This window comes from Bradyrhizobium sp. CCBAU 51745 (assembly GCF_028128715.1).
GTDB classification, from domain to species: domain Bacteria; phylum Pseudomonadota; class Alphaproteobacteria; order Rhizobiales; family Xanthobacteraceae; genus Bradyrhizobium; species Bradyrhizobium manausense.
The window spans coordinates 224264-236432 of the sequence record NZ_LBJP01000004.1 but is presented as its reverse complement, the minus strand read 5'-3'; the positions used below and the strand labels follow the sequence as shown (position 1 = coordinate 236432).

Here is a 12169-nt window from a genome sequence, read left to right as displayed (position 1 = left end):
GAATCTGGTCGCGGCCCGCGGCGGCGCGCACGATATTCGGTTCGACGACGATGTCGGTGGGGCCGCCGATCATCAGGAGATGCTCGATATTGTCACGGCGGACCAGCACCAGGCGCCGGCGCCCATCGACCGCGGCGGCGTCGATCACGGCGAGCCGGGGCATCCTGCCGCGCTGGGTGTTGGCACCGAGCCGGGTGGTCGCGAATCGGCGGACCAGCCACGCCGCGACGCCGATCAACGCCAGAACGACGATGAACGCGACGATGAAGGTGATAGGACTACCGTTCATACCTGTCCCCGGTAAATGGCGCTTCTGTCGTGCCTATGGTCGGATCCCGACCATCGGCCTGCGATGCCCCAAACCTGTGATTTCTTAACGTCCCGCGGCAAGTTTTGCCGTCCCCAACTCTTAATAGCCCATGAATCGCCCGATCCAAAACGACTTCTTGGCCTGCGCATGCGTCGCCAAGCGGTTGGGTTAATGCGGCTTTTGGAACGGGTCGAATCAGGCGGCGGGATTACATGTCTCAATCGGAAACATGGATCCACCGTGCCTTAACCACCTGTTAACCATACACGCGGCAAATTCTGCCTAGCTTCGGATCTCAGGGTCCGCAAGAGGCGGAAGGAGCCGCAACGATGTCCATCAACGATCTTCCGGTGCTGTCGGCGCTTCGCACCAAGATGCAGTGGCACCAGGAACGCCAGCGCGTCCTGTCCGAGAACGTCTCCAATTCCGACACCCCCAATTTCCGGCCACGGGAGCTGGTCGAGCCGAAGTTCGACAAGAACGGAGCCACCACAGGCTCGATGGGGACCCTGGCCATGACTGTCACCAGCGCCTCCCACATGACGCCGTCGGGTGCGGCCTCGAGCTTCGACCAGAACAAGAACGCCGGTTTCGAGACCCGCCCCGCAGGCAACGCCGTCAATCTCGAAGAGGAGATGATGAAGTCCGCCAACAACCAGATGGACTACGCGGCGGTGACCTCGCTCTACTCGAAGAGCCTGCATCTTCTGAAGACCGCGATTGGCAAAGGCTAGAGCGAGAGGAACTAGATCATGGCCAACGACAGCAGTGACTTTGCCCGCTCCATGGCGATCGCGACCTCGGGCCTGCGGGCCCAGGCCGGGCGCATGCGGGTGATCTCCGAGAACATCGCGAATGCGGATTCGACCTCGGCCACCGCAGGCGGCGATCCCTATCGGCGCAAGGTGCCGACGTTCTCCTCCGCGCTCGACCGCACGCTCGACGCGCAGGTGGTCACGCTCGGCAGGATCAAGCCCGACCAGTCCGACTTTCGCGTCAAATACGAGCCGACAAATCCGGCGGCGGACGCCAGCGGCAACGTCAAATATCCCAATGTGAATTCGGTGGTCGAGATGACCGACATGCGCGATGCGCAGCGGTCCTACGAGGCCAATGTCAACATCATCAGTGCAACGCGCCGGATGATCCAGCGCACGCTCGACATCCTCAAGGCCTGAACAGGAAATTTAAGCCATGGCAACACCGACAATCGCGGCCAATGCCTACGCCAATCTTGCGCGCGTGCTGGAAAACACCGGCGCGGGCAAGGGCAGCGAGCCGAACGGGCAGTCCTTTGCCGCGCTGCTCAAAGACGCCGTCGGCAGCGTCATGGAATCCGGCCGCAAGTCCGACGCGCAGACCGTGGCGATGGCCAACGGCAAGGCGAACGTCATGGACGTGGTGACGGCGGTCGCAGACACCGATGTCGCGGTGTCCACGCTGGTCTCGGTCCGCGACCGCGTGATCGCGGCGTATGAAGACATCATGAAGATGCCGATCTGATCGTCATTCCGGGGCGCGACGAAGTCGCGAGCCCGGAATCTATGGTGCTCAGATGACGCGGCTGAATGGATTCCGGGTTCTCGCTTCGCGAGCCCCGGAATGACAAGACAGAGTGAGAAATTGCAAATGACCGGACCCGAGACCCTCGACGTCGCCCGCGATGCGATTTGGACCATCGTGATCGTGTCCTCGCCGCTGATGGTGGTCGGGCTGGTGGTCGGCGTGATCGTGTCGCTGTTCCAGGCGCTGACGCAGATCCAGGAGCAGACGCTGGTCTATGTGCCGAAGATCCTGGCCATCTTTGCCACAATGCTATTGGCGCTGCCGTTCATGGCCGACGCGCTGCATTCCCACATGCTGCGGATCTCGTCGCGAATCATCGGCGGCTGAGGCACAATGCGCCCACCATGCGCATCGACGTCTCGCTGCTGCCGGCACTTGCCGCGGCCTTCATGCTCGCTTTCGCCCGGGTCGGCGCGATGGTGATGCTGCTGCCGGGGCTCGGCGAGACCAACATCCCGACGCGGGTGAAGCTGTCGATCGCGCTGCTGCTCACGCTGATCATCCTGCCGCTGCATCGCAATGCCTATCAGATCGACATGGGCTCGCTCGCGCCGATGCTGGTCCTGATGCTGCATGAGATCGTGATCGGCATCGTGCTCGGCGCCACCGCGCGCGTGACGCTCGCGGCGCTCCAGGTCGCGGGCGCGGTGATCGCGCAGCAGATGGGACTTGGCTTCGTCACCTCGGTCGATCCGACCCAGGGGCAGCAGGGCGTTCTTGTCGGCAACTTCCTCACCATGCTGGGCGTGACCTTGCTGTTCGCCACCGACAGCCATCATCTGGTGATCGCGGCGCTGAACGACAGCTATTCGATCTTTGCCCCGGGCGAGACCGTCTCGAGCGGCGACGTCGCCTCGCTGGCGACGCGCGCCTTCTCCGCCGCGTTCCTGCTCGGCCTGCAGTTGTCGGGGCCGTTCCTGGTGTTCGGCCTCGTCTTCAACATCGGACTTGGGGTGCTGGCGCGCCTGATGCCGCAGATGCAGGTCTATTTCGTCGGCGTGCCGCTGTCGATCTTCGCGGGCTTCATGGTGCTGGCCGTGGTGCTCACCGCGATGATGGGCACCTATCTCGACTACTTCATCGGCGTCATGCACCAGATGCTGCCGCTCAAGTGACGGGTGATCGATGGCGGAAGACAACGATCCAGAGAGTCAAACAGAAGACCCGACGCAAAAGCGCCTCGACCAGGCGCTCGAACGCGGCGACGTCGCCAAAAGCCAGGAGATCAACACCTGGTTCATGATCGCGGGCGGCACGCTGGTGGTCTCGACCTTCTCGGGCTCGGTCGGCAGCGGCCTGCTGACGCCGTTGCGCAATCTGCTCGCCAATTCCTGGATGATCAAAACCGATTCCGGCAATCTGCTCGCGCTGATGCAGCAGATCGAGGTCGCGGTGCTGGCTGCGGTCGGCGTGCCGCTCTTGATGCTGGTGATCGCGGCCATTGCCGGCAATATGCTGCAGCACAGGCTGGTGTGGTCGACCGAATCCCTCATTCCCAAATTCAGCAAGCTCTCGCCGGCTGCCGGCTTCAAGCGCATCTTCGGCAAGCAGGCAGGGGTGAATTTTCTCAAGGGCATCGGCAAGCTGGTCGTGCTCGGTGTGGTCATGACCACGATCCTGTGGCCGGAGCGGCACCGCATGGAGGCGATGGTCAAGCTCGATCCGATGGCCATGTTGGGCGCCTCCACCAGCCTGACCGTCCATCTGCTCGGCGCGGTGGTCGCAGCGCTCGCGATCATCGCCATCGGGGATTATTTCTTCCAGTATCGCAGCTGGTTCCAGCGGCAGAAGATGTCGCTGCAGGAGATCAAGGAAGAGTTCAAGCAGTCCGAAGGCGACCCGCACATCAAGGGCAAGCTCCGGCAGTTGCGGCAGCAGCGCTCCAAGAAGCGCATGATGGCGGCGGTTCCCAAGGCGTCGGTGATCATCACCAACCCGACCCACTATTCGGTGGCGCTATCCTACGAACGCGGCATGTCGGCGCCGATCTGCGTCGCCAAGGGCGTCGACAATCTCGCTTTCAAGATCCGGGAGATCGCGCGCGAGCACGACATCCCGATCGTCGAGAACGTGCCACTGGCCCGCGCGCTCTATGCGACCGCAGAAATCGACAAGGAAATCCCCGTCGAGCACTACCATGCGGTCGCCGAAGTCATCGGCTATGTCATCCGGCTGAAGCGCGGTTTCAGTGCCGCGCGGCAATAAAACCCCGGAAAAGTACCGGAAATGGCCGTAAACTGGGAATCAGCGTACCTTTCGCCCCTGTCGCCCTTGCGTCTGCGGGTCCGATTCAGGCAGGGAGGACCCGACGTGCCCTGTGGCACGTTGATTCTCTGCCGACAGGCTGCCCTAGCGTGAAATGACCGCCGAGACCGACCACGATCTGTCACGCGAGCCCGTTGCGGCGCATGAGCCGTCGCCGCGCTCGGGCAGCATTGCGCTGGTGCTGCTGGTGGCCGCCGGCCTCGTCGCGGTCGCCGTCGGCCTGATGACGCTCGGGCGCGCGCAGGCGCAGCCCTACATCCTCGGCATCCTCGCCGTGCTGGCGATGATCGGCCTGTTCAACCTGTTCGCCTTCGCCGCCGGGATCATCCGCTTCGCCGACCGTAATCTCGACGATCCCATCATCGGCCGCATCTCCGACCATGCCTTCGACGGCCTCGCCGTGACCGATCCGCGCGGCCATGTGGTCTATTCCAACGCGGCCTATCTGACGTTGACCGGTGCCGCCGGACCGCAGGACGTGCGCCCCGTGGAGCGCGTCTTCATCGGCAATCCTGACGTTTCCGAAGCCGTGTTCCGCCTGCTGAAAGCCGCGCGTGAAGGAAAACGGCAGCAGGAAGAGGTGCGCATTTCCGGCCAGGACGGCAGCCACGGGCGCTGGCTGCGCATGCGGGTGCGTCCGCTCGGCACCGGCAAGCGCGAGGCCAAATATGCGGTGTGGTCGATCGCCGACATCACCCGCGACCGCGAGCGCCAGGAGGACGTGTTCCAGGAGCTCCAGCACGCGATCGAATATCTCGATCACGCGCCGTGCGGCTTCTTCTCGGTCAATCCCGCCGGCGAGCTCGCTTATGTCAACGCGACGCTGGCCAACTGGCTCGACTATGATCTCGCCGAGATCGGCTCGGGCGGCCTGAAGCTCGCCGACATCGTCTCGGGCGACGGCGCTTCGCTGCTGTCTTCGATCGTGGCGGTGCCGGGCGAGGTGAAGACCGAAGTCTTCGACATCGATCTGCGCATGCGCACCGGCAAGACCATGCCGGTCCGGCTCTATCACAAGCTCGCCTTTGGCGCCGACGGCGCGCCGGGACCCTCGCGCACGCTCGTCATCAGCCGCGCCCGTGACGAGCGCAGCGATCCTGATCGTGCGGCCGAAGTGCGCTTCATGCGCTTTTTCGACCACACGCCGATGGCGATCGCCACCGTCGATCGCGGCGGCAACGTCGTGCGCGCGAATGCGCGCTACGCCAAGCTCGCGCAGGGCCTCGGGCTCGACAGCGCCTCCAAGTCGATCTTCCGTGCGGTCAATGCGCGCGATCGGCACCTTTTGATTGCAGCCATCAATCAGGCGGCCGAAAATCAGGCCGACATCGCGCCGGTCGAGGTGGCGTTGGAAGGACGCAAGGAGCGCTGGGGCCAGTTCTTCGTCACGCCGGTCGATGCCGCCGAGAACGATGCGGAAGCCGCGATCGTGCACATGCTCGAGACCACCGAGCGGCGTGCGCTGGAGAATCAGATCAACCAGTCGCAGAAAATGGAGACGGTCGGCCAACTCGCCGGCGGCATCGCTCACGACTTCAACAACGTGCTCTCCGCCATCATGATGGCGAACGACTTCCTGCTGAACGCGCACAAGCCGACCGATCCGTCGTTCCAGGACATCATGCAGATCAAGCAGAACGCGACGCGGGCTGCGACCCTGGTGCGGCAGCTGCTCGCCTTCTCGCGGCGGCAGACGCTGCGGCCGCAGGTGCTCGATCTCGGCGATGCGCTCTCCGATCTCACCATGCTGCTGCGCCGGCTGATCGGCGAGAAGGTCAAGCTCGACCTGATCCACGGCCGCGACCTCTGGCCGGTCAAGGTCGACGTCTCCCAGTTCGAGCAGGTCATCGTCAATCTCGCGGTCAACGCGCGCGATGCCATGCCCGACGGCGGCAAGCTGATCATCCGTACCGCCAACGTCGCGACGGAAGAGGCGGGCAAGCTCGCCTACAAGGGCATGCCGGCGGCGGACTATGTGCGGATTGAAGTTGCCGACACCGGCACCGGCATTCCCGCTGATATCCGCGACAAGATCTTCGAGCCGTTCTTCTCGACCAAGGAAGTCGGCAAGGGCACCGGCCTTGGCCTTTCGACTGTCTACGGCATCGTCAAACAGACCGGCGGCTTCATCTACGTTGATTCCCAGCCGGGACAAGGCACCTCGTTCCACATCTTCCTGCCGCGTCACCACGCCGAGCCGGAAGTCCAGGTCGAGCAGCCTGCGGCCGTGGCCGCCGCGACGAACGGCGCCGCCAAGGACGCTGCGCCCGCCGCTGTGGAGGCCAAGCCTCGCACCGATCTCACCGGGCAGGGCACCATTCTGCTGGTCGAGGACGAAGAGGGCCTGCGCGCGCTGAATGCTCGCGGCCTGCGCTCGCGCGGCTATACCGTGGTCGAGGCAGAGAACGGCGTCGAGGCGATGGAGGTGCTGGACGAGCAGAGCGGCGCGATCGATCTCGTCGTTTCTGACGTCGTCATGCCGGAAATGGATGGTCCGACGCTGCTCAAGGCGATGCGGGAGAAGAACCCTGATATCCGCTTCATCTTCGTCTCCGGCTACGCCGAGGATGCTTTCGAGAAGAGCCTGCCCGAGGGCCAGCAGTTCGACTTCCTGCCAAAGCCGTTCACGCTCAGCCAGCTCGTGGCGGCGGTGAAGGAGACGATGACGAAGCAGGGGTGAGGTAGGCGCCAGACACTTCATCATTGCGAGCGTAGCGAAGCAATCCAGAATCTTTCCGGCGGGGCAGTCTGGATTGCTTCGCTGCGCTCGCAATGACGGGGAAGGAGCGGAATTCCCCCGCCGGTAACCCGCGACCACAGTTCCAGCCCGTATCCGGCCAACCCCCCGTCAAATATGGACTTTTACCGTGTCCCCGCGACCGAGGGCCGCAGCCGCGGGTTCCGAAACCGGCTTCCTTTTTGGTGAAGTCTGCCCATGTTACTGGCACGTCCCCATGCCGGGGATTTGGGAAACGAACATGAATTTCTCGCAATGGTCCCGCAGTCTCGTGAAGACGATTGCCGTCGTTCTGGCGCTCGCGCTGCCGACGGCTCTGGCGATCTCGTCCGCTGACGCCCGCGTCGGCGGCGGCTTCTCGTCGGGTTCGCGCGGTTCGCGGACCTTCTCGGCCCCGCCGTCGACCACGACCGCGCCGGGCTCGACCTCGCAATTCAACCGCACCTATAGCCAGCCGGGCGCGGGTATGAGCACAACCGCACCTTCGCGCGGCGGCTTTTTCAACCGCGGCGGCGGTTTCCTGGGTGGTCTTGCGGCCGGCTTCCTCGGCGCCGGCTTGCTCGGCATGCTGTTCGGTGGTGGCCTGTTCGGCGGTCTCGGCGGCCTGTCGTCGTTCCTGGGCCTGATCATCCAGATCGTGCTCGTCGTGTTCGTGGTGCGGCTGGCGATGTCCTGGTGGCAGCGCCGCAATTCGCCGCAGGCGGCCTATGCCGGTGCGGGACCGCAGACGAGCAATCGCAGCGGTCTCGGTGGCGCCCTTGGTGGCGGTCTTGGCTCTGGTCTGGGCGGCGGCTTCGGCTTCGGCGCCAACAACGCGCCGCTCGAGATCAAGCCTGCTGATTATGAGGCGTTCGAGCGCCTGCTCGGCGACATCCAGTCGGCGTGGTCGAACGAGGACGTCGCAAAGCTGCACACGCTCGCGACGCCGGAAATGGTCTCCTATTTCGAGCAGGACCTTGCCCAGAACCGCGCGCGCAACGTCGTCAACAAGGTGACCAACGTCAAGCTGTTGCAGGGCGACCTCGCGGAAGCCTGGCGTGAAGGCGAGACTGATTACGCGACCGTGGCGATGCGCTTTTCGCTCACCGACAAGACGGTCGACCGCAACACCGGCGCGATCGTCGCCGGCAGTGAGCAGCCTGGCGAGGTCACCGAAGTCTGGACCTTCGCGCGCCGCCCGGGCAGCCCCTGGGAATTGTCGGCGATCCAGCAGACCAACTGATCGCACGCAGAGCAACAAACGAGGGCGTCGTGCCTCAAGCACGGCGCCCTTTTTCGTTGAGCCGCCGATGTCCTGATACGGCCGAGCATTTTGCGGGAAGCACTTAATTGCTTGTTGCCTGCGCCGAGCTCCCGCAACTTCGCGCCAGCCAGGTGCAGAAGGAGATATTCGGTGAGCCAGTCCGTCGCGCACTCCAGGACACATCACGACAACCCCGCCAGAAATTCGTCCTTGCCGTTGGAGGCGATTGAAGCTGCCTATGACCGGATCGAGGCCGAGCGCGACCGCAATTGCTGGATCTATGTCCGCCCGCGCGAGGAGGCGCTCGAAGCATGCCGCAAGCTCGTGGCGCGCGCGCGGACGGGCGAACATCTTCCGCTGCTCGGCATTCCCTTTGGCGTGAAGGACAATATCGACGTCGAGGGAATGCCGACCACCGCCGCCTGCCCGGCGTTCAGCTACACGCCTTGGCATTCCGCGCGCAGCGTCGAACGCCTCAGCGCGGCCGGCGCAATCTGCCTCGGAAAGACCAATCTCGATCAGTTCGCCACAGGCTTGTCCGGCGCGCGTTCGCCCTATGGCCCCTGCGCGTCGGTTGCCGATGCGCGCTATGTTTCGGGCGGCTCAAGTTCCGGGTCTGCGGTCGCCGTGGCGGCAGGGCACGTGGCGTTCGCGCTCGGCACCGACACCGGCGGGTCCGGCCGCATACCCGCCGGTTTCAACAACATCGTCGGAATCAAGCCGACCGTTGGGCTGGTGTCGTCACGCGGGCTGGTGCCGAATTGTCCGACGATCGATTGCGTTTCGGTGTTCTGCAATACCGTCAGCGATGGCGAGGCAATCCTCGACATTATCGAAGGGTTCGACTTCGAAGATCCCTACAGCCGCCGACCGAGGGCGTCTTCCTTCGCGGGAGGATCGTTGTCATCGTTCCGGTTCGGCCGCATTGCATCAGCCGATCTCGAATGCTTCGGCATGCCCGAATGCGGCGAGCTCTATCAGCGCGCCTGCGCGCGTTTCACCGAGATCGGCGGAACGGCTGTTGAGGTGGACTTTACCCCGTTCCGCCAGGCCGGGGAGTTGATGTTCAGCGGACCTTGGGTCGCCGAGCGGCACTCTGCAATCGCTGCGCTCCTGGACATCGAGTCCGGCTCCCTGCTCGATGTCACCAGGACCGTGCTGGCTTCAGCCGCCGGCTATTCGGCGATCGACACGTTCGGGGCGATTCACCGTTTGCACCGGCTGCGCCGCGACGCCGAGGCGATCTTTGCGGGGATCGACGCGCTGGTAGTCCCGACCGCACCGCGGCCCTTCACATTGGAAGAGATGCTGCGCGATCCGATCACGCTCAACAATCACCTCGGCTACTATTCGTACTTTGCCAATCTGCTTGATCTCTGCGGCGTAGCGGTTCCGAATGCGACATTGCCTGATGGTATGCCGATGGGCGTGACCCTGCTGGCGCCGGCCTGGCACGATCGCGCGCTGATCGGACTGGCGCGGCGATTCGAGGCTGGTGCAGACCGAGCGGCGTTCGAATTGAAGTCCAGCGCCTGAAAGGCGAGATTATTCCATCTCCTGCCCGAGCATCGAAAGATCCAGGATCGAAATCACGGATCTGTCGTACCGGATCACGCCTTCCCCCTGGAGCCGCGCGAGTTGCACGGTCACCCATTGGCGGGTGGACCCGATGAGATTGGCGAGATCGCCGTGGGTAAACGGCATGCCGACGACGATCTCGTTGTCGCGCTTCACGCCGTAGACGTGCGACAGGAAAATCAGCAGGCTGTGCAGCCGCTCGGTCACCGAGCGCGTCCCAAGCATCTGGGCCATCGCCGAATAGCATCGCGCCTTGAACGCCAGGGCATCCAGCAAGGCGACGGCGATCGCCGCCGATTCCAGCGCAAGCCGCCGCAGCGCCGGTCCGGGCATGAACGTCAGCTGGCTGCGTTCGGCCGCAACCGACGTCCACATATGTGGGCCCGTTCCGAACATGTCGGGGCCGCCGACGAAGTTGCCGGGAAACCAGTAGGCGAGGGTGACCTCGCGCCCTGACGGCGCCGCATAATAGCTGCGGATGCGCCCCTCGCTGATCAGGTAGATCCCGACCTGTGCGTCGCCCTGAGACCAGACCAGCTGGCCGGCTTCCAGCGTCTTCTCGCGTCCGATCGCACGCAGGCGATTGCGATCGGCCCGGTTGAGGCCATCGAGCAGGCCAGGCAGCGGCCTGACGAGGTCATCCGACTCGGCCAGCATCACACCTGCCGCTATCGCGCTGTTCGCCCTGTGCATCGCCGGCTCCACCATGAGACCCGGCGTCGATGATTCAAGAACCATGCCAGCGCAATGCGATTCTCCTCTCGATTTGCGAGGTCGAGGTGATCAGCTCGCGTCCGACTGATTGAACGCCCGCAATCCTTCGGCGCGGATGACGTCGAGACAATCCTTCTTGAGGGAAAGATAGGTTGGCTCGACCATGATCGTGCTCGACCGCGGACGCGGCAGCTTGACCGCGACCTCGCGCAGGATGCGGCCGGGTCCCGCGCTCATGATGAGAACGCGGTCGGCCAGCACGATGGCTTCATCGATGTCATGCGTGACGAACACGATCGTTGCGTTGATCCGGTCGCGCAGTTCCAGCAGATTGTCTTGCATCACCGCCCGGGTCTGCGCGTCGAGGGCCCCGAAGGGCTCGTCCATCAGCAGCACGCGGGGCTGGTTGGCCAGCGCCCGCGCGATCGCCACGCGCTGCTGCATGCCGCCGGACAGCGTGTTCGGATAAGCGTCGGCGAAACGCTTGAGACCGATCATCGCGATCAGATCGTCGGCGATGGCATTCGCTTCCTTCCTGGACTTGCCATGCATCCTGGGGCCGTGCGCGATGTTCCTGCGGACCGACTTCCAGGGGAAAAGATGCGGCTGCTGGAACACCATGCCGACATCGGACCGCGGGCCGCCAACAGGCGAGCCTTCCACCAGGATGTCGCCTTCATAAGGCACTTCCAGTCCGGCGATCGTGTTGAGCACCGTCGATTTGCCGCAGCCGGAGGGCCCAACGATGCAGACGAACTCGCCAGGCGCGACGTCAAAGGACACGCGATCCACCGCGACGGTCTGCCCGCGATGGGTGTCGAACACGATGCTCAGGTTCGAGACTTGAATGGCCGGTTGCTTCCGCGCCTCCTCGACGGAGGCCGGTGAGCTTGCCAGCGCCAGTTTCACGATCGATCGAGATCCCGACATCAGCGCCACCAGACGGTACGTTCGGCAAGAACCGCAAACAGCCGGTCGGCAATGAACGAAATCAACCCGAGCGCGGCGAGCCCGCCCATGACCTGGCCCGTCTGCATGTTCTGCTGCGCAATCTCGATCCGGTAGACGATGCCGGCGAAAGTGCCGGCAAGCTCGGCCGCGACCAGCGTGTAAAAGGAGATGCTGACAGCGGTGCGCAAGCCCACCACGATGTAGGGCAGCGCGCCCAGCAGCACGATCTCCTGCAGCATCTGCCGCCGCGGCGTGCCGAGCATCAAGGCCGCCCGGATCAGGCCGCGGTCGACCTTCTGCACGCCGATATGGGTCGAAAGCCAGACCGTGAAGAACACGCCCCATACGACGAGGAAGAGTTTGCCCGCCTCCGACAGGCCGAACCAGAGAATGACGATCGGCACGAAAGCAATCGGCGGAATTGGCCGCAGGATGTGGAAGAGCGGTGACAGCAGGCTCGACATGACCGGGAATTGGCCGGTGAGGATGCCGAGCAGGATGCCGAGGGCGCCGCCGACGATGAAGCCCGTGGTGACGCGGTAGAGACTGGCCAGGAGATCGCCGAGGAATTGTCCGCTTCGTATCCACTCGAGCACGGCCGCGGCAACCACCGTCGGCGGCGGAAACAGCACCATGTTGACGGCCCCGGAGCGCGACGCCAATTCCCAGAGGCCGACGAACAGCGGCAGCGACAGCGCCCCGACCAGAATATTGAGGCGGCGAAGACGGGCTGAATCCGGCCGCCGATTGCGGCCGCTGCTGCGAACAGCAATCTGCTGTGGCGCCGAGGTGCCGTCCTGCATGG

General features: G+C 64.2%; 13 protein-coding genes. 9 read left to right on the top strand and 4 right to left on the bottom strand.

The features are described 5' to 3' along the window. The coding region (locus tag XH98_RS06370; RefSeq protein ID WP_271618106.1) for a flagellar biosynthetic protein FliO at positions 1 to 289 on the bottom strand (289 nt) is incomplete at its 3' end. 350 nt (positions 290 to 639) lie between these two features. On the opposite strand from XH98_RS06370, the gene flgB reads away from it, so the two are divergent. From flgB to atzF, 9 genes are all read left to right on the top strand, one after another. Beyond that, positions 640 to 1044, top strand: coding sequence for a flagellar basal body rod protein FlgB (gene flgB / locus XH98_RS06365; RefSeq protein ID WP_057747377.1), 405 nt, complete (start codon positions 640 to 642; stop codon positions 1042 to 1044). 18 nt (positions 1045 to 1062) lie between these two features. Continuing rightward, on the top strand, positions 1063 to 1488 hold the full coding sequence (flgC, locus tag XH98_RS06360) for a flagellar basal body rod protein FlgC (protein ID WP_057747376.1): 426 nt from the start codon (positions 1063 to 1065) through the stop codon (positions 1486 to 1488). 16 nt (positions 1489 to 1504) lie between these two features. After that, positions 1505 to 1813 (top strand): flagellar hook-basal body complex protein FliE, encoded by a 309-nt coding sequence (fliE, locus tag XH98_RS06355; protein ID WP_057747375.1) that lies wholly within the window; start codon positions 1505 to 1507, stop codon positions 1811 to 1813. A gap of 126 nt (positions 1814 to 1939) precedes the next feature. Further along, the gene (fliQ, locus tag XH98_RS06350) at positions 1940 to 2203 is read left to right on the top strand and encodes a flagellar biosynthesis protein FliQ (protein ID WP_027534765.1); all 264 of its coding nucleotides are present in this window, start codon (positions 1940 to 1942) and stop codon (positions 2201 to 2203) included. A gap of 17 nt (positions 2204 to 2220) precedes the next feature. After that, complete coding sequence (gene fliR, locus XH98_RS06345; RefSeq protein ID WP_271599947.1) at positions 2221 to 2991, top strand: flagellar biosynthetic protein FliR; 771 nt, start codon at positions 2221 to 2223, stop codon at positions 2989 to 2991. A gap of 10 nt (positions 2992 to 3001) precedes the next feature. Further along, positions 3002 to 4081: a flagellar biosynthesis protein FlhB gene (flhB, locus tag XH98_RS06340; RefSeq protein ID WP_271599948.1), complete on the top strand. Its 1080-nt coding sequence runs from the start codon at positions 3002 to 3004 to the stop codon at positions 4079 to 4081. Between the two features lie 154 nt (positions 4082 to 4235). Further along, positions 4236 to 6821: a cell cycle histidine kinase CckA gene (gene cckA / locus XH98_RS06335; RefSeq protein WP_271618105.1), complete on the top strand. Its 2586-nt coding sequence runs from the start codon at positions 4236 to 4238 to the stop codon at positions 6819 to 6821. A gap of 274 nt (positions 6822 to 7095) precedes the next feature. Further along, positions 7096 to 8100, top strand: a complete 1005-nt coding sequence (locus XH98_RS06330; protein ID WP_271618104.1) for a Tim44 domain-containing protein — start codon at positions 7096 to 7098, stop codon at positions 8098 to 8100. A gap of 171 nt (positions 8101 to 8271) precedes the next feature. Next, complete coding sequence (gene atzF / locus XH98_RS06325) at positions 8272 to 9657, top strand: allophanate hydrolase (RefSeq protein WP_271618103.1); 1386 nt, start codon at positions 8272 to 8274, stop codon at positions 9655 to 9657. Positions 9658 to 9666: 9 nt separating this feature from the next. On the opposite strand, the gene XH98_RS06320 is transcribed toward atzF, so the two are convergent. The 3 genes from XH98_RS06320 to XH98_RS06310 form a co-directional block, all read right to left on the bottom strand. Then, entirely contained in the window at positions 9667 to 10392 is a 726-nt protein-coding gene (locus XH98_RS06320) for a Crp/Fnr family transcriptional regulator (protein ID WP_271599952.1), read from the bottom strand. Positions 10393 to 10482: 90 nt separating this feature from the next. Beyond that, positions 10483 to 11343, bottom strand: a complete 861-nt coding sequence (locus XH98_RS06315; RefSeq protein ID WP_442868550.1) for an ABC transporter ATP-binding protein — start codon at positions 11341 to 11343, stop codon at positions 10483 to 10485. Further along, positions 11343 to 12167, bottom strand: a complete 825-nt coding sequence (locus XH98_RS06310) for an ABC transporter permease (RefSeq protein ID WP_271618102.1) — start codon at positions 12165 to 12167, stop codon at positions 11343 to 11345. Before XH98_RS06310 ends, XH98_RS06315 begins: the two co-directional genes overlap by 1 nt. Between the last annotated feature and the right edge of the window lie 2 nt (positions 12168 to 12169).